The organism is Roseovarius sp. SCSIO 43702 (genome assembly GCF_019599045.1).
Classification (GTDB): Bacteria; Pseudomonadota; Alphaproteobacteria; order Rhodobacterales; family Rhodobacteraceae; genus Roseovarius.
In genome coordinates this window covers 765319-789658 of record NZ_CP080623.1, presented here as the reverse complement: position 1 = coordinate 789658, position 24340 = coordinate 765319, and the positions used below count along the sequence as shown (strand labels likewise).

24 protein-coding genes are annotated in these 24340 nt (G+C 67.5%); 8 read left to right on the top strand and 16 right to left on the bottom strand.

Annotation, left to right across the window (positions count from 1 at the left end):
* The first annotated feature begins 102 nt into the window (after positions 1-102).
* Positions 103-1311: an aminopeptidase P family protein gene (locus tag K1T73_RS03690; RefSeq protein ID WP_220602640.1), complete on the top strand. Its 1209-nt coding sequence runs from the start codon at positions 103-105 to the stop codon at positions 1309-1311.
* A 140-nt stretch (positions 1312-1451) separates the two neighbouring features.
* Here the strand turns inward: K1T73_RS03690 and K1T73_RS03685 are convergent, their stop codons facing one another.
* The 4 genes from K1T73_RS03685 to K1T73_RS03670 all read right to left on the bottom strand — a co-directional run bounded on the left by K1T73_RS03685 (position 1452) and on the right by K1T73_RS03670 (position 4064).
* A complete protein-coding gene (locus tag K1T73_RS03685; protein WP_220602639.1) occupies positions 1452-1742 on the bottom strand; it encodes a hypothetical protein in 291 nt (96 codons plus the stop codon).
* Positions 1743-1789: 47 nt separating this feature from the next.
* Positions 1790-2464 carry a PspA/IM30 family protein gene (locus K1T73_RS03680; protein ID WP_220602638.1) on the bottom strand — a complete coding sequence of 225 codons (675 nt, stop codon included), beginning with the start codon at positions 2462-2464 and terminating at the stop codon, positions 1790-1792.
* Between the two features lie 88 nt (positions 2465-2552).
* Positions 2553-3161 (bottom strand): TetR/AcrR family transcriptional regulator, encoded by a 609-nt coding sequence (locus K1T73_RS03675; RefSeq protein WP_220602637.1) that lies wholly within the window; start codon positions 3159-3161, stop codon positions 2553-2555.
* 87 nt (positions 3162-3248) lie between these two features.
* Positions 3249-4064 carry a cyclase family protein gene (locus tag K1T73_RS03670; RefSeq protein WP_220602636.1) on the bottom strand — a complete coding sequence of 272 codons (816 nt, stop codon included), beginning with the start codon at positions 4062-4064 and terminating at the stop codon, positions 3249-3251.
* A gap of 122 nt (positions 4065-4186) precedes the next feature.
* Between K1T73_RS03670 and K1T73_RS03665 the strand changes: the two genes are divergently transcribed.
* The 4 genes from K1T73_RS03665 (at position 4187) to K1T73_RS03650 (ending at position 7706) form a co-directional block, all read left to right on the top strand.
* Complete coding sequence (locus tag K1T73_RS03665; protein WP_220602635.1) at positions 4187-5659, top strand: PLP-dependent aminotransferase family protein; 1473 nt, start codon at positions 4187-4189, stop codon at positions 5657-5659.
* 64 nt (positions 5660-5723) lie between these two features.
* Positions 5724-6116, top strand: a complete 393-nt coding sequence (locus tag K1T73_RS03660; RefSeq protein WP_220602634.1) for a hypothetical protein — start codon at positions 5724-5726, stop codon at positions 6114-6116.
* Positions 6113-7045 (top strand): sterol desaturase family protein, encoded by a 933-nt coding sequence (locus K1T73_RS03655; RefSeq protein ID WP_220602633.1) that lies wholly within the window; start codon positions 6113-6115, stop codon positions 7043-7045. Before K1T73_RS03660 ends, K1T73_RS03655 begins: the two co-directional genes overlap by 4 nt.
* Before the next feature lie 40 nt (positions 7046-7085).
* Positions 7086-7706: a d(CMP) kinase gene (locus tag K1T73_RS03650; protein WP_220602632.1), complete on the top strand. Its 621-nt coding sequence runs from the start codon at positions 7086-7088 to the stop codon at positions 7704-7706.
* Between the two features lie 269 nt (positions 7707-7975).
* On the opposite strand, the gene K1T73_RS03645 is transcribed toward K1T73_RS03650, so the two are convergent.
* Positions 7976-8227, bottom strand: coding sequence for a DUF6552 family protein (locus K1T73_RS03645; protein ID WP_409077725.1), 252 nt, complete (start codon positions 8225-8227; stop codon positions 7976-7978).
* Positions 8217-8921 carry an SDR family oxidoreductase gene (locus tag K1T73_RS03640; RefSeq protein WP_220602631.1) on the bottom strand — a complete coding sequence of 235 codons (705 nt, stop codon included), beginning with the start codon at positions 8919-8921 and terminating at the stop codon, positions 8217-8219. Before K1T73_RS03640 ends, K1T73_RS03645 begins: the two co-directional genes overlap by 11 nt.
* 101 nt (positions 8922-9022) lie before the next feature.
* On the opposite strand from K1T73_RS03640, the gene K1T73_RS03635 reads away from it, so the two are divergent.
* Both K1T73_RS03635 and rpsA read left to right on the top strand, forming a co-directional pair.
* Complete coding sequence (locus tag K1T73_RS03635) at positions 9023-9901, top strand: LysR substrate-binding domain-containing protein (protein ID WP_220602630.1); 879 nt, start codon at positions 9023-9025, stop codon at positions 9899-9901.
* Between the two features lie 207 nt (positions 9902-10108).
* Complete coding sequence (rpsA, locus tag K1T73_RS03630; RefSeq protein ID WP_220602629.1) at positions 10109-11794, top strand: 30S ribosomal protein S1; 1686 nt, start codon at positions 10109-10111, stop codon at positions 11792-11794.
* A 63-nt stretch (positions 11795-11857) separates the two neighbouring features.
* Here the strand turns inward: rpsA and K1T73_RS03625 are convergent, their stop codons facing one another.
* From K1T73_RS03625 to K1T73_RS03580, 10 genes are all read right to left on the bottom strand, one after another.
* A complete protein-coding gene (locus tag K1T73_RS03625) occupies positions 11858-12172 on the bottom strand; it encodes a type II toxin-antitoxin system RelE/ParE family toxin (protein ID WP_220602628.1) in 315 nt (104 codons plus the stop codon).
* Positions 12173-12176: 4 nt separating this feature from the next.
* Positions 12177-12464 (bottom strand): addiction module antitoxin, encoded by a 288-nt coding sequence (locus K1T73_RS03620; protein ID WP_259400432.1) that lies wholly within the window; start codon positions 12462-12464, stop codon positions 12177-12179.
* Between the two features lie 25 nt (positions 12465-12489).
* A complete protein-coding gene (locus K1T73_RS03615; protein WP_220602627.1) occupies positions 12490-13368 on the bottom strand; it encodes a DmsC/YnfH family molybdoenzyme membrane anchor subunit in 879 nt (292 codons plus the stop codon).
* Complete coding sequence (locus tag K1T73_RS03610) at positions 13369-14142, bottom strand: 4Fe-4S dicluster domain-containing protein (RefSeq protein WP_220602626.1); 774 nt, start codon at positions 14140-14142, stop codon at positions 13369-13371.
* Positions 14143-14224: 82 nt separating this feature from the next.
* Complete coding sequence (locus tag K1T73_RS03605) at positions 14225-17047, bottom strand: molybdopterin oxidoreductase family protein (protein ID WP_220602625.1); 2823 nt, start codon at positions 17045-17047, stop codon at positions 14225-14227.
* A 112-nt stretch (positions 17048-17159) separates the two neighbouring features.
* On the bottom strand, positions 17160-18242 hold the full coding sequence (locus K1T73_RS03600; RefSeq protein WP_220602624.1) for an acetate/propionate family kinase: 1083 nt from the start codon (positions 18240-18242) through the stop codon (positions 17160-17162).
* Positions 18239-19171, bottom strand: coding sequence for a phosphate acyltransferase (locus tag K1T73_RS03595; RefSeq protein ID WP_220602623.1), 933 nt, complete (start codon positions 19169-19171; stop codon positions 18239-18241). Before K1T73_RS03595 ends, K1T73_RS03600 begins: the two co-directional genes overlap by 4 nt.
* Before the next feature lie 154 nt (positions 19172-19325).
* Positions 19326-21101 carry a sulfoacetaldehyde acetyltransferase gene (gene xsc / locus K1T73_RS03590; RefSeq protein WP_220602622.1) on the bottom strand — a complete coding sequence of 592 codons (1776 nt, stop codon included), beginning with the start codon at positions 21099-21101 and terminating at the stop codon, positions 19326-19328.
* A 119-nt stretch (positions 21102-21220) separates the two neighbouring features.
* Positions 21221-22381 (bottom strand): PLP-dependent aspartate aminotransferase family protein, encoded by a 1161-nt coding sequence (locus tag K1T73_RS03585; RefSeq protein ID WP_220602621.1) that lies wholly within the window; start codon positions 22379-22381, stop codon positions 21221-21223.
* A 120-nt stretch (positions 22382-22501) separates the two neighbouring features.
* The gene (locus K1T73_RS03580; protein ID WP_220602620.1) at positions 22502-23422 is read right to left on the bottom strand and encodes a threonine/serine dehydratase; all 921 of its coding nucleotides are present in this window, start codon (positions 23420-23422) and stop codon (positions 22502-22504) included.
* A gap of 83 nt (positions 23423-23505) precedes the next feature.
* On the opposite strand from K1T73_RS03580, the gene K1T73_RS03575 reads away from it, so the two are divergent.
* Positions 23506-24327: a TIGR00730 family Rossman fold protein gene (locus K1T73_RS03575; protein ID WP_220602619.1), complete on the top strand. Its 822-nt coding sequence runs from the start codon at positions 23506-23508 to the stop codon at positions 24325-24327.
* Positions 24328-24340 lie beyond the last annotated feature (13 nt).

Sequence of the window (24340 nt, the reverse complement as noted above, 5' to 3'; positions counted from 1 at the left end):
GCAATATCCGCGCCACGGGAGGCAAGGGCGATGGCGTCGCCCAGGGAAAAGCCGCTCACCCCAAACAGTCCTGAACGCCGGGATCTCTTTACGGAGGTCGCTATGACTGAACGTCCAGAAATGTACCGTTTCCACAACGGCGAGAAGGCTCCGCTGGCCTTTGAAGTCGCCGAATACGAGGCCCGTGTTAAGGGCCTGCGCGAGATCATGGAGAAGGAGGGCGTGGATGCCGCCGTCTTCACCTCGATGCACAACATCGCCTATTACTCGGGCTTCCTCTACTGCGCTTTCGGCCGTCCCTACGGCCTTGTCGTGACGAAGGACGAATGCGTCACGATCAGCGCGGGCATCGACGCGGGCCAGCCCTGGCGCCGCAGCTTCTGCGACAACATCACCTATACCGACTGGCAGCGCGACAACTACTGGCGCGCGGTGCGCTCGGTCTCGGGCGAGGGCAAGGTGATCGGCTACGAGGGCGATCACATCACGCTGGTCCAGAAGGCCAAGCTCGACAGCTTCCTGTCGCCCTCGAAGACGGTCGATATCGCGAACCACACGATGCGCCAGCGCATGCACAAGTCGGCGGCCGAGATCGAGCTGATCCGCAAGTGCTGCAAGATCGCGGATGTGGGCGGCTATGCCATCAAGGACGCCGTCAAGGAAGGCACGCGCGAGATCGACGTGGCCATCGCCGGCCGCGACGCGATGGAGCTCGAGATCGCCAAGGTCTTCCCCGATGCCGAGTATCGCGACACCTGGGTCTGGTTCCAGTCGGGCATCAACACCGATGGCGCGCACAACCCCGTCACCGCCCGCAAGCTCGAACATGGCGATATCCTGTCGCTCAACACGTTCCCGATGGTGTCGGCCTACTACGTGGCGCTCGAGCGGACGATGTTCGTGGGCGAGGTCGACAACGCCTCGCGCAAGATCTGGGAAGCGAACGTCGCCGCGCATGAATACGGCATGTCGCTGCTGAAGCCCGGCGTGTCCTGCGCCGAGGTGACGCACAAGATCAACGAGTTCCTCGAGGAGCGGCAGCTTCTGCAATACCGCACCTTCGGCTACGGCCACTCGTTCGGCATTCTCTCGCACTACTACGGCCGCGAAGCCGGTCTCGAACTGCGCGAGGATATCGACACGGTGCTCGAGCCGGGCATGGTCATCTCTATGGAGCCGATGCTCACCATCCCCGAGGGTCAACCGGGTGCGGGCGGCTATCGCGAGCATGACGTTCTCATCATCACCGAGGACGGCAACGAGGACATCACGGGCTATCCCTACGGTCCCGAGTTCAACGTCGTGGGCTGAGGCCCGAGAGCTTCGGAAGAAGGGGGGCGGCCCGGCGGGGCCGCCCTTTTTTTATCGTGAAAACTTGCCGCGCCACCGGAGACCACGGGAAACGCGGCCCCCTTCCGGGAGCCACCCATTTCACACCGCATCGGGCTTGCCTACTTGTCGTCCTTCCCGTCGCCCACGTAATCCTCGAGCAGCTTCTCGTTGCGCGCTTCCTCGAGGCGGTTGATCCGGTCGATGCGTGCCTGGTTGTCGAAGCGGTACTTCACGAAATTCACGAGGCTCAGCGTCAGAAGAAGCACGCCGATGCCCCAGAACCCCTTGGTGGCGAGCGGCACGTCGACGGATTTGTAAAGCGAGAGGCCGAGCAGGATATAGGCCGCCGCGACGCCGGCGAGGTTGAACATCATGATGACCATGTTGTCGGGTTTTTCGTGCTGATACATGGGGTCGGTCCTTTTCTTGAATGGTGATGAAGGGTCGGAAGGTCAGGTCATGTCTTCCTGAGACGGTCCATGACCTCGGCGGCCGTGACCTTGAGCGCGGGGCCGAAACCGGCCTCGGCCATGCGTGCCTCGACCGTGTCATGGTTGAGGCTGGCGTCGATCTCCTGGAGGATGCCCGACTGCTCGAACGGGTCGTCCTTGCCGATCACGCGCTGGATCAGCTCCTCGGCCTCGTCCGCGCTCGACGTGCTGCCTATGGTCGAGTTGAGGCGCGTCTGCATCTGCTGTTCGCGCCGGATCGCGCGGGCGGTGATCGCGCCCTGCTTGAGGTCGATGATGCGGCGATGCGCCTTCTCGACCGAGGCGCGCAGCCGCGTGGCCTGTGCCTCGAGCCGGTCGAGCGTCTGGCGGCGCAGCACGGCCTCGTTCTCCATCGTGGCGATGGCCTCGGCCGCCTGCTGGGCCAGTTCCTCGCGCCCCGCCTCGAGCGCATCCTGCGCGCGGGCGGTCATGGAGACGATGCGGGTCTGCACCGCCTCGAGCATCCGGGTTTCGGATCGCTGCCGCTGAATGAGCGAGGCGAGCGTGCCCTTGGCCGCGCGAAGCTGTCCTTCGGTTTCGCGGATCTTCTGGTCGATGAGTTCGAGCGCGAAGGCGTCGCGGACACGGTCCTCGGCCCGCGCGTTCGCCCCGATCATCAGGGTTCTGAGGGTGGTCAACATGGGTTCTCCCTTTCATGAACAATGTTCACGAAACGAGATATAGAGACTTTTGAACGCTGTTCAAGAATTATTTTGAACAGCGTTCAAATTACTTGGCGGTGGCCTGTGTCAGGAGCATTCCGATCATCCGCCGCAAATGGTCGGGCGGCACCGCCGAGATCCGCCGCTCGAGGCCCAGAAGGACGATGCCATGGACCGAGGAAAACAAGGCCCGCGTCATGAGCTCCACCTCCTCGGCGTCGAGGTCGGGAAAACATTCGCGCACGGGACCGGCGATGAAGCCGAACAATCGTTCCAGTTCGTTAAGATACCATTGCGGCACCGCCATGTCGGTGGACATGCGCAGGTCGAAAAGCGTGCGCCAGCGATTCGGGTGGGCGGCGGCAAAGTCGAGATAGGCATTCGCCATGATGATGAGCCGCTCGGTCGGTCCCTTCCCCTCGGTGTTCTCGAGGCTTGCGGCGACGGCCTGGCCGAGACGCTGGAAGGTGCGGCCGTTGACCGCGATGATCACATCGCTGATGTCGTCGAAGACGTTGTAGATCGCGCCCACCGCGCAGCCCGCTTCGCGCGCGAGGGCGCGGGCCTTGACGGCGTCCATTCCCTCGGCGGCGATGCGCGCCTCGGCCACGTCGATGAGCGTGTCGCGCAATGCCTCGCGCCGTTCGGCCGTCCTGTCGGTGGTCTTGCGCGCCATGTTCCGCCCCCCTTCGTGAACCCGGTTCACGTATAGGCGCAGCATGGGCGGAGCGAAACCGTTTTCGGACCCGCCCCGCCCCGCGGCTCAGGCCATGACGAAGATACGCGCGGGTCCGCCGGTGCCGCCCTCGTGCTTGGGTGCGCCGATCACGATCGTGGCCCCGCTGGCCGGCACACGGTCGAGATTGGCGAGGCATTCGATCCCGAACCGCCCCGTGGGAAGCCAGGCGTAATGCACCGCGAAATCCGCCGATGGCCCGTGGTCGAGCGAGAGCGTGTCGACCGCGATTGATTGCGCGCCCGTCTCTTCCATCAGCATGTTGGCCGCGTCGATGTGGAAGCCCGGAAAATGCATCGCCTCCCCGTCGAAGCCGCGGAACGCGTCGCTGCCGGTCTTGCCGCCCCAGCCGGAATGCATGGCGATGCAGGCATTCTCGGGGATCTCGCCATTCGCATCGATCCACGCCTTGATGTCCTCGGGGGTGACCTGCGCGTCGGCGTCCTCCTCGGCGCGGGCCGCGATGTCGATCACGCAGAGCGGCGCCACCAGCGACGTGACCGGGATCTCGTCAACCGAGGCGCCGTCCGCCGAGAAATGCAGCGGCGCGTCGATATGGGTGCCGGTGTGTTCGCTGATCGTGAGTTCCATGAGGTTGTACCCGTCCGGATCGAAGCTGAATTTCTTTTCCGCCGCGAAGCCCGGCTCGCCGGAATAGGTCGGAAACTCACCGCTGAGCGTATGGGTCATGTCGGTGACCTCGCCATGCCCCGCCGCCATGGCGCGCGGCGCGCTCACCGTCGTCATGGCCGCCGCCGCACCCGTGGCCGCCGCCGCCGTGAAGAAGCCGCGCCGCGAAAGCATCCGCTCCTTCACCTTGTTCATCACGCAGATATCGCACATGTCTTCTCTCCCTTTTTTCGCCGTGCAGTCCACCGAGCATAGCATGGATCGCCCGCGCGCAGGCGGGTCGATCCGCATCATGCCAGATTGCGCCCGCGCTAGGGCCAGTTTAACCTTGGGCCATGGCGATCCCCGTCGAGACCTTCTTCCTCGCGCCCGACACCGAGGGCACGCTCCAGGCGCGCATCCAGCAGATGATCGCCGAGGGCATCCTGTCGGGCCGCTTCGCCAAGGGCGAGAAGCTGCCCTCGTCGCGCAAGCTGGCCGCGCATCTGGGCGTCAGCCGGATCACCGTGACGCTTGCCTATACCGAGCTTCTGGCAAACGATTACCTCGTCTCGCGCGACCGCTCGGGCTATTTCGTGTCCGACAACGCGCCCGAGCCCACCGGCCTTGCGCCGCGCGGGGATCGCAGCGACGCGATCGACTGGTCCCGCGCGCTTGGCCGGCGCTATACCGGGGGCGCGACCCCCGAGAAGCCGCAGGACTGGGCCGCATATCCCTACCCGTTCATCTATGGCCAGACCGACCCGCGCCTTTTCGATCATGCGAATTGGCGGCATTGCGCGCTGAGGGCCATGGGGCGGCAGGATTTCCAGGCGTTGACCGCGGATCAATATGACCGCGACGATCCGAAGCTCGTGGAGTTCGTCCTGCGCCATACCCTGCCCCGGCGCGGGATCGTGGCGGAGCCCGAGGAGGTCCTCGTGACCATGGGGGCGCAGAACGCGCTGTGGCTGACCGCGCAGGTGCTGCTGACGCCGCGCCGCAGGGCGGTGATCGAGGATCCGTGCTTTCACGCGCTGCGCGACATCCTGGTGCAGTCGCGCTGTCACCTGACGGCGGTGCCGGTGGATGCGGACGGCCTTCCGCCCGATGCGCTGCCCGAGCGGGCCGACGTGATCTTCAGCACGCCAAGCCACCAGTCGCCCACCAACACCACCATGCCGATGGACCGGCGCGAAAGGCTGCTGGCAAAGGCCGCCGCGATGGACGCGCTCATCGTCGAGGACGATTACGAGTTCGAGATGGCCTATCTCGGCGCACCGTCGCCCGCGCTCAAGTCGCTCGACCGGGAAGGGCGGGTGATCTACGTGGGCAGTTTCTCGAAGTCGATCTTTCCGGGGCTGCGGCTCGGCTATCTCGTGGGCTCGCGCGCGTTCATCCGCGAGGCGCGGGCGCTCAGGACCTCGGTCCTGCGGCATCCGCCGGGGCATATCCAGCGCACGGCGGCCTATTTCCTGTCGCTGGGCCACTATGACGCGCTCATCCGGCGGCTGGGGCAGACCTTCGCGCGCCGCCGCTCTGCCATGGTCGAGGCGCTGGAGCATCACGGGCTCAGCATCGCGGGCACGGGGCGGTTCGGCGGCTCGTCCATCTGGATGCGCGCGCCCGACGGGGTGGATACGGGCGCGCTCGACCTCGCGCTGCGCAGGCAGGGCGTGCTGATCGAGCCGGGCGCGCCCTTCTTTCACCGCGAGGCGCCGCCGCGGAACCATTACCGGCTGGCCTATTCCTCGATCCCGTCCGAGCGCATCCGCGACGGTATCGCCATCCTCGCGCGCGAGATGGCGCGGCAGGCGGAGGACGCCTGACGCAACGGAGGCTTTGACAGGAGGCGGAGCGCCGCGCTCTAATTCCCGTCCGAGGGGGGCCGCCATGCCGCTTGAGATACTGGTGCCGATGGTCGTGCTGGGGATCGCGGGGATCGCGTTCCTCCTGCACATGCTCAACCTCACCGACAGCCGCCGCCTCGGCGATGACGACGCGGTGCGCGCCGCGTGGGAGCGCGAGTTTCCCGAGCGGCCCGCGCGGAGCGTGACGCGCTCGACCACGGGCCGCGCCGCGCTTGTCGAAACGGAGCACGGGCGCGGCCTTGTCTGGTGCATGGGCGCCGACACGGTGGTGCGCGCGCTCGACGACGTGACCGCGCGGGTCAAGAACGACACGCTGATCCTCACCACGCCGGATTACGGCGCGCGGCGGATCAGGCTGCATCTCGCGCCGGGCGAGGCCGAGGCCTGGGCGCGCGCGATCGGAGAGACGACATGATGGACGACCTGACCTTTCCCGCCGTGACCGAGCTTGCCGTGCCGCTCTTCATCGCGGCGATCCTGGCCGAGCTTCTGTGGATCGTCCTGAAGGGGCGCGGCGGACGCTACGAGACGCGCGACGCGGTGACGAGCCTCGTCATGGGGGCGGGCAGCGTGGCGTCGGGCATCCTTCTGGGCTTCATCGCCTACGGGTTCTTCATGTTCCTGTGGCGGATCACGCCCCTCGACCTCGGGACATCGATCCCGGTGATCGTCCTGTGCTTCGTGCTGGATGACCTGCGCTATTACTGGGTGCACAGGTTCGGGCACCGCATCCGCTGGGTCTGGGCCAGCCATGTGAACCACCACTCGTCGCAGCACTACAACCTCACGACCGCGCTGCGCCAGACGTGGACGGGCACCTTCACCTTCATGATGATCGTGCGCGCGCCGCTCATCCTTTTGGGGTTCCACCCGGCGATGGTGCTCTTCGTGGGCGGGCTCAACCTGGTCTACCAGTTCTGGATCCATACCGAGGCGATCGGGCGGATGCCCCGCTGGGTCGAGGCGGTGATGAACACGCCCTCGCATCACCGGGTCCATCACGGCCGCAACGCGCGCTATCTCGATGCGAATTACGCGGGCGTCTTCATCGTCTGGGACAAGCTCTTCGGCACCTTCGTGCCCGAGCAGGAGACCGAGAAGGTGGATTACGGCCTTGTTCGCAACATCGGCACGTTCAACCCGATCCGCGTGGCGTTTCACGAATGGGTCGGCATCTTCCGCGACGTGACGCAGCCGGGTCTCACCTGGCGCGAGCGCTGGATGTATTGCGTGGCCCCGCCCGGCTGGAGCCATGACGGCAGCCGCGACACCAGCGCGGCGATCAAGCGCAAACATCTCGAGCGGCACCCCGAGGATCGCGGCACGCCGGGATTCGAGGCGTGAGGCGCTTGATCGAAAGGGTCTGACGGCGTAGGTCGGTCCCATGGAACGACGTGCCTTCACCGTGGCCATCGACGGGCCCGCCGCCGCCGGCAAGGGCACCGTGTCGCGTGCGCTGGCGGCGCATTTCGGCTTCGCGCATCTGGATACCGGGCTGCTCTACCGCGCCACGGGCCTGCGGACGCTCGACGGGACCGATCCGGTCGAGGCGGCGCGCGCGCTCAGGGCCGCCGATCTCGACGATGACGACGCGCTCAGGACACCGGACGTGGCCCAGGCGGCGAGCCGCGTGGCCGCCCTGCCGGAGGTGCGCGCGGCGCTGGTGGATTTCCAGCGCGCCTTCGCCCGGCGGGGGGGCGGCGCGGTGCTTGACGGGCGCGACATCGGAACGGTGATCTGCCCCGATGCGGAAGTGAAACTCTATGTCACGGCGTCCGACGAGGTGCGGGCCGACCGGCGGCACCGGGAGCTTCTGGACAAGGGCCATGACGTGACGCGCGAGGCGGTTCTGGCCGATCTCAGGGCGCGCGATGCGCGCGACAGCGCCCGCGCCGCGGCCCCGCTTCGACCCGCGCCCGACGCGGTGCAGCTCGACACCTCGGAGATGAGCATCGAGGACGCCGTCGCCACCGCCATCGCCGAGGTCACGCGCCGGATGGGCTGAGCCGCTGGCCGCGCCGGGGCGATTTCCCTGGCGAAGGATGAACGCGCCGGGCGGGCGCATCCGCCGGGGCGCCCCGCGAATCGGGGGTTAACGTCAATCAAACAAGGGATTTGCGACGTCGGTATCCATGTCGGTATCGCGTCGGTGCGATGGCGCCGATTGGGAGCGGTAACGGGGCGTTCGGTGGGGTAATTGGACAGATCGAACCCGGCGGGCGCATGAAGAATCAGGGCGCTTTTTCACGTCTCCCGTGCTCCGCTACGCCTGCGTCATCCGCGGCTCATCCCGGCGAGCATCGCGCCGAGCGCAACGAGGTGGATCAGCATGATCGCGCGGTCGTTCCAGAGCACGCCGACCACGAACCAGCCGAGAACACCCACGAGAAAGAGATAGAGGTTCCACGGCGTCCAGCCGAAGGCCGTCGCCGTGTATCCCGTGATCTGGATGATCGACGCAGCCCATTTGACGGCGAAGGCGAGGCGTCCCGCGCCGGGCATCGCCACTGCGAGATCAGACGGCACGGGTCAACCCGCCGTCGACGCGCAGGTTCTGGCCGGTCATGTAGCCCGCGCCTTCGGAGGCCAGCCACGCGATCAGCGAGGACACCTCCTCGGCCCGCCCGTAGCGCCCCATGGGGATGCGCGCGCGGCGATCCTCGGTTTCGGGCAGGCTGTCGATGAAGCCCGGCAAGACGTTGTTCATGCGGATGTTCTCGGCCGCATATTTGTCCGCGTAAAGCTTGGTGAACGCCGCGAGACCGGCGCGGAACACCCCCGAGGTCGGGAAAAGCGGGTCGGGCTCGAAGGCCGCGAAGGTCGAGATGTTGATGATCGCGCCGCCGCCCTGCGCCTGCATGAGGGGCGTGACCAGCCGGGTGGGCCGGATGACGTTGAGCAGGTAGACCTCCATCCCCGTGTGCCAGTCATCATCGGATATATCGAGAACCGGGCCCTTGGGCCCATGCGCGGCGGAGTTGACCAGCACGTCGACACGGCCCCAGCGCTCCTTGGCGCCGTCCACCAGCGCGGCGAGATCCTCCGTCGAGCGGTTTGAGCCGGTGACACCGAAACCGCCCAGTTCCTTGCCGAGCGCCTCGCCCTTGCCGGACGAGGACAGGACGCCCACGCGGAAGCCGTCAGCCGCCAACCGGCGGGCCGCGTCGGCCCCCATTCCGCTTCCCCCGGCGGTGATGATCGCCACTTTATCTACTGACATTGAAACCTCCTTCGTTTCACTGATCTTTTATACATAAAGCAATCTCAGGGACTCCGCGCATCAGAATTGATCCTGCGTGGCAATAGGATTACTATCGTCAAATGTCACGCCTGCCGCCCCTCAACGCCCTGCGCGCCTTCGACGTGGCGGGCCGCCACCTGAACTTTCGCGCGGCGGCGGACGAGATGGGCGTCACGCAGGGCGCCGTCGCGCAGCAGGTGCGCCAACTGGAAGCGCATCTGGGCCTGCCGCTGTTCGAGAGACTGCCGAAGGGGCTGGCCTTCACCGCATCGGGGCGCAGCTATCATGCGCGCATCGCCACCGCTTTCGAGGAGTTGCGCGCCGCGACCGAAACCCTGCGCCCCGAGAAGGGCAAGGTCGTGGTGAGCGTGACGCCGACCTTTGCCGCGAAATGGCTGATCCCGAACCTGCCGGATTTCTCGGCCGCGCATCCCGAGATCGACCTGGTGGTCCTGGCCACCGAGCGGGTATCGAGCTTCCACGGCGACGGGATCGACCTTGCCATCCGCCAGGGGAAGCCGCCTTTCGGCGCGGCGCTGGAGGTTGTCCGGCTTTTCCGTCAGGAGGTCATCGCCGTCGCCGCACCCGCGCTCGTGGGCGGGCACGGCGTGCCGCTCGCCCCGGAAACGCTGTCGCGGCTACCCAAGCTGCATGATGCGCATGATCTCTGGCCCGCGTTTCTCGGGCAGTTGGATGTCGCCGATCGCGGCGGGCGGGGGCTGCGCCTCAACCAGACGACCCTGGCGCTGGACGCGGCGCTGTCGGGCCAGGGTGTGGCGCTTGTCAGCAGCTTTCTCGCAGAGCGCGACATCGCCGACCGGCGCCTCGTGCAGGTCCGCCCCGAAACCCTTCGCGGGGAGCAGGATTTCTACCTGCTGACCGAGCGCGCGCGCCCGCGCGGCTCCGCGGTGCAGACAGCGTTCGACTGGTTCGCGTCGAAAATCGAGACGGGATCGTGAGACGACCACCCCCCCTTGCGCCCCGTGCCCCTTTCCCCTATACGCGCACACGTCACGAGAGGCGGGTAACGCCCCAAGGCAGCGAGAGAGCAGGGTCGGGCAATCCGGCCCTCTTTGCTTTGGGACCGTCTGACCAACGAAACCCCCAAAGACCGGCGGAGACAACCGCGCGGCCTGAATAAACGCTAGATAGGACACACACGCCACATGGCTGAAAACGCAACCATGGAGGAATTCGAAGCCCTCCTCAACGAAAGCTTCGAAATGGACACGCCCGAAGAGGGCAGCGTCGTCAAGGGCAAGGTCATCGCGATCGAAGCGGGCCAGGCCATCATCGATGTCGGCTACAAGATGGAAGGCCGCGTCGATCTCAAGGAATTCGCGAACCCCGGCGAGCAGCCCGAAATCGAAGTGGGCGACGAGGTCGAGGTTTACCTGCGCGCGGCCGAGAACGCCCGTGGCGAGGCCGTGGTCAGCCGCGAGATGGCCCGCCGCGAGGAAGCATGGGACCGCCTCGAGAAGGCCTATGCCGAGGAAGAGCGCGTCGACGGCGCGATCTTCGGCCGGGTCAAGGGCGGCTTCACCGTCGATCTGGGCGGCGCCGTGGCGTTCCTGCCCGGCTCCCAGGTCGATGTGCGCCCGGTGCGCGACGCGGGCCCGCTCATGGGTCTCAAGCAGCCGTTCCAGATCCTCAAGATGGACCGCCGCCGTGGCAACATCGTGGTGTCGCGCCGTGCGATCCTCGAGGAAAGCCGCGCCGAGCAGCGCGCCGAGGTCATCGGCAACCTGCATGAAGGTCAGGCCGTGGACGGCGTCGTCAAGAACATCACCGAATACGGGGCCTTCGTGGACCTCGGCGGTGTGGACGGCCTGCTGCACGTGACCGACATGGCATGGCGCCGCGTGAACCACCCCTCCGAGATCCTGTCGATCGGCGAGACGGTCAAGGTGCAGGTCATCAAGATCAACAAGGAAACCCACCGCATCAGCCTGGGCATGAAGCAGCTTCAGGACGATCCGTGGGATCTCGTCGGTGCCAAGTATCCGCTGGGTTCGGTCCATACGGGCCGCGTGACCAACATCACCGATTACGGCGCCTTCGTGGAGCTCGAGCCCGGTGTCGAGGGTCTCGTGCACGTCTCGGAAATGAGCTGGACCAAGAAGAACGTCCATCCCGGCAAGATCGTCTCCACCTCCCAGGAGGTCGAGGTCATGGTTCTCGAGATCGACCAGGCGAAACGCCGCGTGTCGCTCGGTCTCAAGCAGACCATGCGCAACCCGTGGGAAGTCTTTGCCGAGACGCATCCCGAGGGCACCGAGGTCGAGGGCGAGGTCAAGAACATCACCGAATTCGGTCTCTTCGTCGGTCTCGACGGGGATATCGACGGGATGGTCCACCTTTCCGACCTGAGCTGGGACCAGCGCGGCGAAGAGGCGATCCAGGAATACCGCAAGGGCGACGTGGTTCAGGCGGTCGTGTCGGAAGTCGATGTCGAGAAGGAGCGCATCTCGCTCTCGATCAAGGCCGTGGGCGGCGACAAGTTCGCCGAGGCCGTGGGCGGCGTGAAGCGCGGCTCGGTCATCACGGTCGAGGTGACGTCGATCGAGGATGGCGGCATCGAGGTGGAATACGAGGGCATGAAGAGCTTCATCCGCCGCTCGGATCTCAGCCGCGACCGCTCCGAACAGCGCCCCGAGCGTTTCTCGGTCGGTGACAAGGTGGATGTGCGCGTGACCAACGTGGACGCGAAATCGCACCGCCTGGGCCTGTCGATCAAGGCGCGCGAGATCGCCGAAGAGAAGGAAGCCGTGGAGCAATACGGCTCGTCCGACTCGGGTGCATCGCTGGGCGACATCCTCGGCGCGGCGCTCAAGGGCGACGACGACAAGTAAGCCTCGGTCGGTTTGACATTGGAAGCGGCCCTGCCATCCGGCGGGGCCGTTTTCGATTCGGGGCTATCCGCCGAAGAAATCGTCGCGAAAACGGTCCATCCGGTGCATCCGTTCGTGCAGGATCGTCACAACGCCGACGTCGCCATTCGCCAGCCATTTCCAATAAACGAAGTGGCGTTCATAGCGGAAGAAATATCCGGTCACGTCGAACTCGGCCGGAACCGGGCGGGATGCTGTGCCGCCAGTTTCAATGCGCTCGAACGCCTCGAACAGGCCGGCGATGTAGAGGTCCGCCTGCGCCTCGCCCCACTTGTCGCGCCTGTAGCGATAGATTTCATCGAGGCGGAGGGAAGCTGCCGCTTCGATGCGAACGGTCAAGCCATCAGCTCCGGTTGCGTGCGATCACCTCGGACGCCGTCAGCGGCTTGAAGTCATCATCCGGAGCGTTGAAGGCGCGGGTCAACTCGGCCTTGAGCCTTTCGAAGCTCCGGCGCTCGGCCCGTTCCTTGTCACGGCGGATCAGGTCGCGGACATATTCGCTGATGTTTTCGTAGGAGCCGTTCTCGCCCACGTTTTCTGTGACGAAATCACTGAGCGCGCCGCTGATGCGAACGGTGAGGGTCGTGGATGTGGCGGGCGTTTTCGCGGGCATGTCATCAATATAGGTCATATCGACTACGAGAACAATTGCCCTCTCACGCCGCCCGTTTCCCGTAATAGAGCCCCACCACGTGCTCGGCCTCGGCGAAGAAGAGCCAGCGCGAGGTGGCGATGCCCGCGAGGTGCGAGATGACCGCGAGGGCGGCGAGCCAGTGGCCGAAGGGCAGCAACAGGAGCACGAAGGGCAGCGCGTAGCCCAGGGCGAAGGCGATCACGCGCAGCTTGAGCGCGTGGCGGCGGGCGACGACATGGACGAATTCGCGCAGGAGGTAGTTGGTGCCCGTATGCGGCGGCTCGAAGGAGCGGATGGCGCCGTTCCGGCCCAGCCCGGTCGCCGTGGCGAGGGTGGTGCCGCTGCGGGCGAAGGCGCCGTCCCCGCGCAGCCACCACGCCACCTGCACCGCCGCCGCGACCGGCAGGAGAACGAGCGCCGCCGTCACCTGCCCCGCGAGGAGCGCCCCGCCCGCGAGCGAGAGCACGAGGTAGAGCGCGGGCGTGAGCCATGTGTGCCAGCGCGGCACGGTCTTCATCTGCGTGTAGATCATCGAGGTGGTGACGACCGTCACAAGCGACACCGCCGAACCGAGCCAGCCCATCACCGGCCAGCGCACGCCCCAGAAGACCAGCCCCGCGCCGAAGACCGCCATGACGATCAGCGCCAGGACCGAGGCCCACGCCTCGCGGCTGAGCCAGGAGGAGCGCCATTGCGTGAACGCCTTCAGCGCGCGTTCGGGATGGCCCAGGTGGAAGGTCGAGGCCATGAGCCCGCCCACGGCCAGCAGGTATGCGATGGCGAAGAAGGCGAAGGCCACCCAGCCTGTGACGGACGGAAGGCCCAGGCCCAGCCAGAAGAGCAGGCCGAAGCCGAGACCCGAAAGCGTGGTGAAGGTGATGACGGAGGGGGCGGGATGCATTCAGAGCTTCTCCAGCGTCTTGTCGAGCCAGCCGAGGAAGCCCTTCGGCTCTTCCGCCACCGGCTCGAGGAAGGGGGCGAGCACGTCGATCTCGCCCGCGCCGTCGAGCCGGTCGCGCGGGCGCGGCGGGAGATACTGGTTGACCGGCCTGGTGCCCTGCTCGGGCATGAGGTCGATGCCGCCGCGCTCGGCCACGAGGCGGCTCACATCGCTGTCGGGATCGCCCAGATCGCCAAAGTGGCGCGCGCCCGCCGGGCAGGTGCGCACGCAGGCCGGGGTGCGGTCCACCTCGGGCAGGTTCTCGTTGTAGATGCGGTCGACGCAGAGGGTGCATTTCTTCATCACGCCCTCGGCCGCGTCCATCTCGCGCGCGCCGTAGGGGCAGGCCCAGGCGCAGAGGCCGCAGCCGATACAGTCGGATTCGTTGACCAGCACGATGCCGTCCTCGACGCGCTTGTAGCTGGCCCCGGTGGGGCAGACGGTGACGCAGGGCGCATCCTCGCAATGCAGGCAGGACTTGGGGAAGTGGAAGATCTGCGCCGTGGGCTGCACCTTGTCGGATTGCGCCAGCGGCTGCACCTCGTAGCTGTGGACGCGGTTGAGGAAGGTGCCGCGCGGATCGTCGCCATAGGGATCCTGATCCGAAAGCGGCGCGCCGTAATTCTCGGTGTTCCAGCCCTTGCAGGAGATCACGCAGGCATGGCAGCCGACGCAGGTATCGAGGTCGATCACGAGGCCGAGCTTGCGGCTGGTGGAAGCGGGGAGCGTGGTCATGTCCCGGCCCTTCGCAAGCTGCGGGCGTCGGACCGGGGCTCTGCCCCGGACCCCGGGATATTTCGGGCAAGAAGAAGCAGGCTCATTTTCCGACCTTCCATTGCAGTTCGTCCGGCCCCTGCCCCACGGGAGAGTCGAGCGGGGGAAAGCTTGGCTGGCTTTCGGCCGGGGGCGCGACCTTCTCGAGCTTGACGCGCAGGTCGAACCACGCGGCCTGTCCCGTCACCGGGTCGGAATTGGCCCAGCGCAACCCGTCGCCGCGAGGCGGGAGCAGTTCGTGGATCAGGTGATTGAGCAGGAAGCCCTTCGTGGCCTCGGGCGCGTCCTTCTCGAGCGCCCAGGCGCCCTTGCGCTTGCCGATGGCGTTCCATGTCCAGACGGTATTCTCGTTGAGCGCGGCCATATGCGCCACGGGCACGGTGATCGTGCCATGGGCCGAGGTGACGCGCGCCCAGTCGCCCTCCTCGAAGCCGTGGGCCTGCCAGAGCTTCGTGGGCACGTAGAGCGGGTTATGCCCGTGGATCTGGCGCAGCCACGCGTTCTGCGAACCCCAGGAGTGATACATCGCCATGGGCCGCTGGGTGAGCGCGTGGACGGGATATTCCGCCGTATCCACATGCGCGTCCTCGGCCGCCGGATACCAGGTGGGCAGGGGGTCGAGCGTCTCCTTTATCCGGCCGCGCAGGTGGTCGGGGGGCTGGCGGTCGCCGTGGCCCTCGGCGGCCAACTGGAAGCGGCGCAGCGTCTCGGCATAGAGGTCGAAGACGTAAGGTTGCGGCGCGTCGAAGATGCCCATGCCGACGGCCCAGTCCTGGTAGGCCATGTTCCACGGCTTGTAATACTGCGCCCCCTCTGGGATGTGCTTCACGAAGAAGCCGCCGTTCGAGATGTAGCTGTCGAGCTGGGCCGCGTTCGGGCCGCCGCGCCCGTGGGTCAGCCCCTTTTCCCCCATGCGCCAGCCGGCGAGAGGGCCGATGCCCGGCTTGCGCTCGTGGTTGACGATGTAGTCGGCGTAATCGGCGTATTTCTGTGTCCCGTCCGCGTTGACGAAGCCCGGCAGGCCCAGCCGCGCGCCGAGATCGCAGAGCACGGACTGGAACCCGCGCACATCCCGGTCAGGCTTCACCACCGGCCAGCGGATCGCGTCCGCCGCCGCGCCGGCCTCGCAGATGGGCCGGTCGAGAAGCGAGATGCAGTCGTAACGCTCGAGATAGGTGGTGTCGGGCAGGATCAGGTCGGCATAGGCCACCATCTCGGACGAGTAGGCGTCGGAATAGATGATGCGCGGGATGACGTAGTCGCCGTTCTCGTCGGTGTCGGTCAGCATCTGCTGCACGCCGCCCGTGTTCATCGAGGAGTTCCACGACATGTTGGCCATGTACATGAAAAGCGTGTCGATCCTGTAGGGATCGCCCGCATGGGCGTTCGAGATGACCATGTGCATGAGCCCATGCGCCGAGAGCGGGTTTTCCCAGGTGAACGCCTTGTCGATGCGGGCGGGGCTGCCGTCCTCGCGCAGGCAGAGATCCTCGGGGCCCTGCACGTAACCCAGGTGCGGGCCGTCGAGCGGCTTGCCGGGGGTCACGCCGCAATGGGGCGCGGGATGGGCGCGCACGGGTTTCGGATAGGGCGGCTTGAAGCGGAAGCCGCCGGGCACCTCGACCGTGCCGAGAAGGATTTGCAGCAGGTGGAGCGCGCGGCAGGTCTGGAACCCGTTGGAATGCGCCGAGATGCCGCGCATGGCGTGGAAGCTGACCGGGCGGCCGGTCATGGTCTTGTGCGTCTCACCCCGGAAATCGGTCCATTCGTGGTCGAGCTCGAACGCCTCGTCGAAGGCCACGCGGGCCAGTTCGGTGGCGATGGCGCGAATGCGCGAGGCCGGGATGCCGCACCGCTCGGCCACGACCTCGGGGGCGTATTTCCGGTCCATGTAGCGCGTGGCGATGAGGTGCATCACCGGCTTGTGCGTGATGCCGCCGTGGCGATGGGTGGCGGAGAGGTCGGGGCGCACGCCGGGCGCGTCGAAGGGCGTGAGCTTCTTCGTCTCGCGGTCGATGACGAGCGGCTTGCCGTCGTCGTCGCGCAGGAAGAGGCCGTAGTCGGGCGACTTGCTGTCGCGGTTCACGAGGATGGGCGCGTTGGTGTAGCGCGCGAGGTAGTCGAGGTCGATTTTCCCGGCGCGCAGAAGCTCGTGCACGAGCGACAGGATGAAAAGTCCGTCGGTGCCGGGCGTGATGCCGACCCAGTCGTCGGCGACGGCGTTGTAGCCGGTGCGGATGGGGTTGACGCCGATGACCCGTGCGCCGCGGGCCTTGATCTTGGCCAGCCCCATCTTGATCGGGTTGCTGTCATGGTCCTCGGCCACGCCGAACAGCATGAAAAGCCTGGTGTGGTCCCAGTCGGGCTGACCGAATTCCCAGAAGGCGCCGCCCATGGTGTAGATGCCCGCCGCCGCCATGTTGACCGAGCAGAAGCCGCCATGCGCGGCGTAGTTGGGGGTGCCGAAATTCTGCGCCCAGTAGCTCGTGAAGCTCTGCGACTGGTCGCGGCCGGTGAAGAAGGCGAGCTTTTCCGGCGCCTCCTCGCGCAGCGGGGCGAGCCAGTCGGTCGCGATCTTGAGCGCCTCGTCCCAGCTGATCTCCTCGAACTGGCCCGAGCCGCGCGGACCGGTGCGCCTGAGCGGCGCGCGCAGGCGCGAGGGCGCGTTGTGCTGCATGATGCCCGCGCTGCCCTTGGCGCAGAGCACGCCCCGGTTCACCGGGTGGTCGCGATTGCCCTCGATATAGGCGACCTTGCCGCCCTTCATATGCACGTTGATCCCGCAGCGGCAGGCGCACATGTAGCAGGTGGTGCGGCGCACCTCGTCCGAGACCTTGGGCGAGAGATCGAGTGTCGGCTGGGTCATGGGGCCTCCCTTCGCGCGACCGAGGCTAGGACGGATTCGCGCCGGGCGCGACGGTTTTTCGCGCCGGCCGTGGTGCCCCGGTCCGGGCCGGTGGATAAGATGCGCGCGCCTCTCACGCGTCGCCCGAGAGAAGATCGGCGGTGGCGCGGGCGATCTGCGCTTCCTCGCGCGCCTCGATGACATGGACCGGCACGTCACCGGACCAGCGCAGGAGATCGACGATACGGTCGCGTATGGGGTCCGCGTTCTCGCCGATGCCGCCGGTGAAGGCCATGGCGTCGATCCCGCCCATCGCGGCGATCATGCTGCCCGCGTGGCGCGCGGCCCAGTAGCAGAAATGCTCGACCGCGAAGGCCGCCGCCGCGCTGTCGGAGGCGCGCAGCGCGCGCATGTCCGAGCTTTCGCCCGAAAGGCCCAGGAGGCCGCTTTCGTGGTTGAGCAGTTCGCGCGCGCCCTCGATGCCCATCACCTCGGCCAGGTGCAGCACCGCGTTGCCGTCGATGCTCCCCGAGCGCGTGCCCATGGTCAGCCCCTCGAGCGGCGAATACCCCATGGTGGTCGCCGCCGACTCCCCCTCGCGGATCGCGCAAAGCGAGGCGCCGTTGCCGAGATGGAGCGCGAGAAGGCGGTGCGGCAGGTCGGTGCCGGTCTGGTCGCGCCACGTGGCGACCATCGCGTCGAAGCTGATCCCGTGGAAGCCGTAGCGCCGGATGCCCGCCGTCTCGTCCCGGTCGGGAATGGCATAGCGGCGCGCGACCTCGGGGTTGGTGGCGTGGAAGCCCGTGTCGAAACAGGCCACCTGCGGCAGGTCGGGGGCCAGTTCGGCAATCGCGTCGATCCCGGCGAGGTTGTGGGGGTTGTGCAGCGGGGCCAGCGGCACCGCCGCCTCGATCTCGGCCCGGATGCCGGGCGTGACGCGCGCGGGCGCGGTGAGCGTCTCGCCGCCATGCACCACCCGGTGCCCCACCGCGCGCAGCGCGTCGAGCGGATGGCCCGCCTCGTCCAGCGCGCGCATGATCTCGGAGAGCGCCTCGGTATGGGTGTCCGCGCCCGTCTCGGCCCGGGTCTCGCCCAGCCGCAGCGTGCCGCCCGCCGCGCCGATCCCGTCGATGCCGCCCGACATACGCTGTCGTATGTCCGCGTCGAACACGGCGAACTTGATCGAGGACGATCCGCTGTTGAGAACGAGGATCATCGGGCCGCCACGATCGCGCCCAGCGCGGCGGAGGCGATGCGCGAGGGGGCTTCCTGTGCCCGCGAGGTGAGCAGCAGCGGCACCTTGAGGCCAAGCACGACCCCCGCGCAGCAGCAGCCCATGCCGAAGGCCATGATCTTGAAGACCGCGTTGCCGGTGGTGATGTTGGGGGTGAGGATGATGTCCGCGTCGCCCGCCACCTCGGAGGCGAAGCCCTTCACCTGTGCCGCCTCGGCCGAAAGGATAAGGTCCATCGCCATCGGCCCCTGCACCACCGCGTGCGGCAGCGCCTCCTTCGCCCATGTCTCGATCTGGCGGGCCTCGATCGTGTTCGGCACCGTCTCGACAAGATCCTCGGTGGGCGAGAGGATTCCCGCCTTCGGCCGCGCGTTCCCGAGAAGCTGCGCAAGCCCGACCGCGTGCGCAAGGCACGCCTTGCGCGTCTCGACGTCGGGGTCCACGTTCATCGCCGCGTCGGTGAGGAAAAGCGGCCGGTCCGACCCCGGCGCGGTGATGTGAAAGACATGGCCGCAGCGCCCGCCCTTCTCGCGCAGGCCCGCGCGCGACGGCAGGAGTTGCTTGAGAAAGGTCGAGGTGTGGATCTGCCCCTTCATGATCGCGTCCGCCTCGCCCTCGCGGACGAGGCGCGCGGCCTCGGGGCCGGCCATGTCGCGCGGCGCGTGGATGATGCGCACCCCCGAGATGTCCCACTCGATCGCCTGCGCCGTGGCCTCGATCTTGGCGGTGTCGCCGATCAGGATCGGCTCGGCCAGCCCCTCGTCCATCGCCTCGCGGATACCGTTGAGCGGGTTCTCGGCCCCCGCGTTCACGAGCGCCACGCGCGGCGGCCTCACGGATCTCGCGCGGTCGAGAAGCGCGGCGGGCGCCTGGGGCGGGGTGGCGCAGAGGAAGGGGTATGCGGCTGTCATCGGGATTCCCTGGTTGTTTCTCCCCGCCCCGGCCCCGAGCCGGGGCCTCGGTGAAAAGGCGCGAGGCCCCGGCTCGGGGCCGGGGCGGGTGCATAGAAGACCATCGTGCGGCAGAGGTCCAGTGGGCACGCCGCGGGGGGCCGGGGCGGGCTTTCTACCCCACCTGCTGTTCGCGCATGTCGGCGGGGTCGATCCCGGCCACCTCGACGGGTTTCTTCATCGCGTCGCGGCGGAAGGGCTCGCCCAGTTCCTGGTTGATCATCGCCTCGATCAGCGTGGTCTTGCCCGCCTTCTGGTCCTTGATCGCCTGGTCGAGCGCATCGGTCAGCTCGTCCATCGTGCGCGCCACCACGCCCTCGAGCCCGCAGGCCTTGGCGATGCCGGCATAGCTCACCTCCTCGTCAAGCTCGGTGCCGACGAAATTGTCGTCATACCAGAGCGTCGAGTTGCGCTTTTCCGCGCCCCACTGGTAGTTGCGGAAGACGACCTGCGTGATGGCGGGCCATTCGCCGCGCCCGATCGCGGTCAGTTCGTTGACCGCGATGCCGAAGGCGCCGTCGCCCGAGAAGCCGACCACCGGCGTGTCGGGACAGCCGATCTTGGCGCCCACCACGGCCGGAAGGCCATAGCCGCAAGGCCCGAAAAGGCCGGGGGCGAGGTATTTGCGCCCCTCCTCGAAGGACGGATAGGCATTGCCGATGGCGCAGTTGTTGCCGATGTCGGAGGAGATGATCGCGTCCTTCGGCAGCGCCGCCTGGATCGCGCGCCACGCCATGCGCGGGCTCATCCACTCGGGCTTGGCGTCGCGGGCGCGCTGGTTCCAGGTCGTGCCGGGGTCGTCCTCCTCGTGATCCATCGAGGAAAGCTCCTGCGCCCAGGCCGATTTCGTCTTGGCGATCAAGGCCTTGCGCTCCTCGCGGCCCGCGTCGCCGGCGTTGTCCGACAGCTTGTCGAGGATCGTTTCGGCCACCTTCTTGGCATCGCCCACGATACCCACGGTGACGGGCTTGGTGAGGCCGATGCGTTCGGGCTTCACGTCCACCTGGATGATCTTCGCGTCCTTCGGCCAGTAGTCGATGCCATAGCCCGGCAGGGTCGAGAACGGGTTGAGCCGCGTGCCGAGGCAGAGCACCACGTCGGCCTGGCTGATGAGCTGCATCGCCGCCTTCGAGCCGTTGTACCCCAGCGGCCCGGCATGAAGCGGGTGCGAACCGGGGAAGGCGTCGTTGTGCTGGTAGCCGCAGCAGACCGGCGCGTCGAGCCGCTCGGCCAGTTTCGCCGTCGCGGGGATCGCACCGGCAAGGATCACGCCCGCGCCGTTGAGGATCACGGGGAATTTCGCCTCCGACAGCAGCTTCGCCGCCTCGTCAAGCGCGGCCTCCCCGCCCGAGGGACGCTCGAACTCGACGATGCGCGGAAGCTCGATGTCGATCACCTGCGTGAAGTAGTCGCGCGGCACGTTGATCTGGGCGGGCGCGGAATAGCGTTTCGCGTTGAGGATCACGCGGTTCAGCACCTCGGCCATGCGCGAGGGGTCGCGCACCTCCTCTTGGTAGCAGACCATGTCCTCGAAGGCGGCCATCTGCTCGACCTCCTGGAAACCGCCCTGCCCCAGGGTCTTGTTGGCGGCCTGCGGCGTCACCAGCAGGAGCGGCGTGTGGTTCCAGTAGGCCGTCTTGACGGCAGTCACGAAGTTGGTGATGCCGGGGCCGTTCTGGGCGATCATCATGCACATCTTGCCGGTGGCGCGGGTATAGCCGTCGGCCATCATCCCGCCCGATCCCTCGTGCGCGCAATCCCAGAAGGTGATGCCCGCCTTGGGGAAGATGTCGGAGATCGGCATGAAGGCCGAGCCGATGATGCCGAAGGCATGTTGAATGCCGTGCATCTGGAGCGTTTTGACGAAGGCTTCTTCGGTGGTCATTTTCATGGGGGCGATCCTCGTATGAGATTTGCGCCATACCTATCCGCGCCGCCCCCGGCGATATAGGGCCAGATCACCCCCGCGCTTCATGCCAGATGCGGCGCCTCCCGGCCCGGCGCTATGGCTCAGCCCGTCACGCGCGCCAGCGCCTGTTCGAGATCGGCGATGAGGTCATCGGCCTCCTCGATCCCCACCGACAGCCGCAGGAGCGCGGGGTCGACCCGGAACCCCTCGCCCGAGACGGTCTTGCGGTGCTCGATCAGGCTTTCGACCCCGCCGAGCGAGGTGGCGGGATAGAAAAGCGCGCAGCCGCGCGCCACGTCGATCGCCGCCCGCTCACCGCCGCGGATCACGAGCGAGAGCATCCCGCCGAACTGCCCGCCGGTCTGGCGTTTGGCGATCTCGTGGCCCGGATGCGCGGGAAGGCCCGGATAGAGCACGCGCGCAACGCCGGGATGCCCGTCGAAATGGCGCGCGATCTTCATGGCGCTTTCGCTCTGGCGGGCATAACGCAGCGGCAGCGTCCGCATCCCCCGGATCAGCAGCCACGCGTCGAAGGAATGCAGCACCGTGCCATGCAGCATCCGCCGCTCGGCCAGGGCCTGCCAGAACGCGCCCGTCTCGCGCACCGAGAGCGCGCCCGCCGTCACGTCGGAGTGCCCGCCCAGGTATTTCGTCGCCGAATGGAACGAGATATCCGCGCCGTGCTCGAGCGCCCGCGTGGCACAGGGCGGTGTCGCGGTGCAGTCGGTGACGAGCCGCGCGCCCGCCTCGTGCGCGATCGCCGCGGCCGCCGCGATGTCGGTCACGTCCCAGTCGGGGTTGTTCGGCGTCTCGACCCAGACGAGCGTCGTCTCGCCCGGCCGCATTTGCGCGCGCAGGTCGTCGAGATCGGCGGCGCGGTAATGGCTCACCTCGAGCCGCCCCAGCGCCGAGGCGCGGCGGAACTCGGCCAAAACACCGTGATACATCACCTCGGGTACGACGACGTGATCGCCGGTCCCGAGCGCGTCGATGATGGCATGGCAGGCCGACATGCCGCTGGCGAAGAGCAGACAGGCCTCGGCCTCCTCGAGATCGGCGATGATCGCCTCGGCCAGTTCGACCGTCTCGTTGCCGTCGCGGCGATAGATGAAATCGCGGCGCTTGCCGTAATCGGCATCGCGCGCGTAGGTCGCCGTGGGCTGGATCGGCGGCACGAGCGCGCCGGTGCGCTCGTCCACGTATTTGAGCGCCTGCGCGAGCCTGGTGGCGGGCGAAAGCGGGCGGTTGCGGCGGTCGGTCATGGGGGCTCCTCGGATCTGGCGCGATGCTACGCGCTTCGCCTCCGGGCGCAATGCGGAAAATCGGGAGGAGCTTTGTCGGTCTCCATCATCCCGGCGAGACCGGGCATCCTTCGGATCTCCTCATCCCAACGGATCGGGCGCGATGTTTCCGCCGCAGACCAGCACCGCCACGCGCTCGCCCGGTTCGGGGCGGTAGGCGCCCGAGGTGAGCGCGGCGAGGGCGGCGGCGCCCGCGGGCTCGACCAGTTGACGCAATTCCCGCCAGAGCCGCGCCTGCGCCGCCGCGATGTCGGCGTCCTCGACCAGCACGGGCGTCACGTCATGGCGCCGCGCGAGATCAAAGGCGATTTCGCCCGCCCGGCGCGCGCCGAGCGCGTTGGCGGCCAGCCCTGACACCTCCACGTCCACGGGGCGCCCGGCCGCACGCGCGGCATGCAGCGCGGCACAGGTGCGCGGCTCGACCGCGACGACGCGGCGCGCGGCCCCGAGCCAGGCGAGCGCCCCCGCCACCAGCCCGCCGCCGCCCACCGCGATGAGCACGGTGTCGGCCTGCAGGCCCTGCGCCTCCCACTCGGCCATGCAGGTGCCCTGCCCGGCGACCGTCGCCTCGGCGTCATAGGCATGGATCTGCATCGCGCCGGTCTCGGCCTCGTGCTGCTGCGCGGCCTCGAGCGCGTTGGCATAGGCGCCGGGCACGACCACGAGATCGGCCCCCAGCGCCCGGATGAGCGCGATCTTGGCGGGGCCGGCCATCTCGGGGACGAAGATGCGCGCGGGATACCCCGCCTCGCGCGCCGCCCAGGCGACCGCCGCGCCGTGATTGCCGCCCGACGCCGCCACCAGCCCCGCCGCGGGCACGTCGCGGCTCAGCACGGTGTTCATCGCGCCGCGCGCCTTGAAGCTGCCGGTGTGCTGCATCTGCTCGAGCTTCAGCTCGACCGCGCCGCCCTCCCAGAGGCCCGTGGCCCGCAAGACCGGCGTTTCGCGCACGCGCCCCCGGAGGCGCCCGCGCGCCGCCTCGATCTCGCTTTTCCAGTCCATAAGAGCGGCACCTCGCGCTTTCCAAGTCGGCGCGAAACCTATACGCCTTGGGGCGAAGAGCAACCCCGAGGACATGCGCGCCCATGAGAGACGACCGCCAGAGCCAGTTCCGCGATGCCCAGTCGGATCGCAGCACCGCCGAGAAGGTGCCCGACACGCCCCAGACACGCGCCCCTGCCTACAGGCTCGCCTTCAACGACAACGATTTCCTGCTGCGCGAGGAGCTGCGGCCCGTCCGGCTTCAGCTCGAGCTGCTCAAGCCCGAGATGATCCAGACCGAGCGCGGCATCCAGAGCACCGTGGTCCTTTTCGGCGGCGCGCGCATCCCCGCCCCGGACGACCGGGCCAGCGCACGGACCGAGACGCTGGCGGGCCTGTCGAAATACTACGAGGAGGCGCGCAAGTTCGCGCACAAGATGACCGAACGGTCGATGCAGAGCTACGGGCGCGAATTCGTCATCGCGACGGGTGGCGGTCCGGGGGTGATGGAGGCCGGCAACCGCGGCGCGCACGAGGCGGGCGGCACGTCCATCGGGCTCAACATCGTGTTGCCGCACGAGCAGGCGCCGAACGAATACGTGACGCCCGGCCTGTGCTTCAACTTCCACTATTTCGCGATCCGCAAGATGCACTTCCTCATGCGGGCCAAGGCGATCTGCGTCTTTCCGGGCGGCTTCGGCACGCTCGATGAAACCTTCGAGGCGCTGACCCTGATCCAGACCGACCGGATGAAACCCATGCCCTTCCTGCTGTTCGGACAGGAATTCTGGGAACGGATCGTCAACTGGGAGGCCCTGGCCGATGCGGGCACGATCTCGCCCGAGGATCTCGACCTGTTCCAGTTCGTCGAGACGGCCGACGAGGCGGTCGAGATCATCGACGCGTTCTATCCCCGCGAGCCGTGAAGCCCGCCCCGGC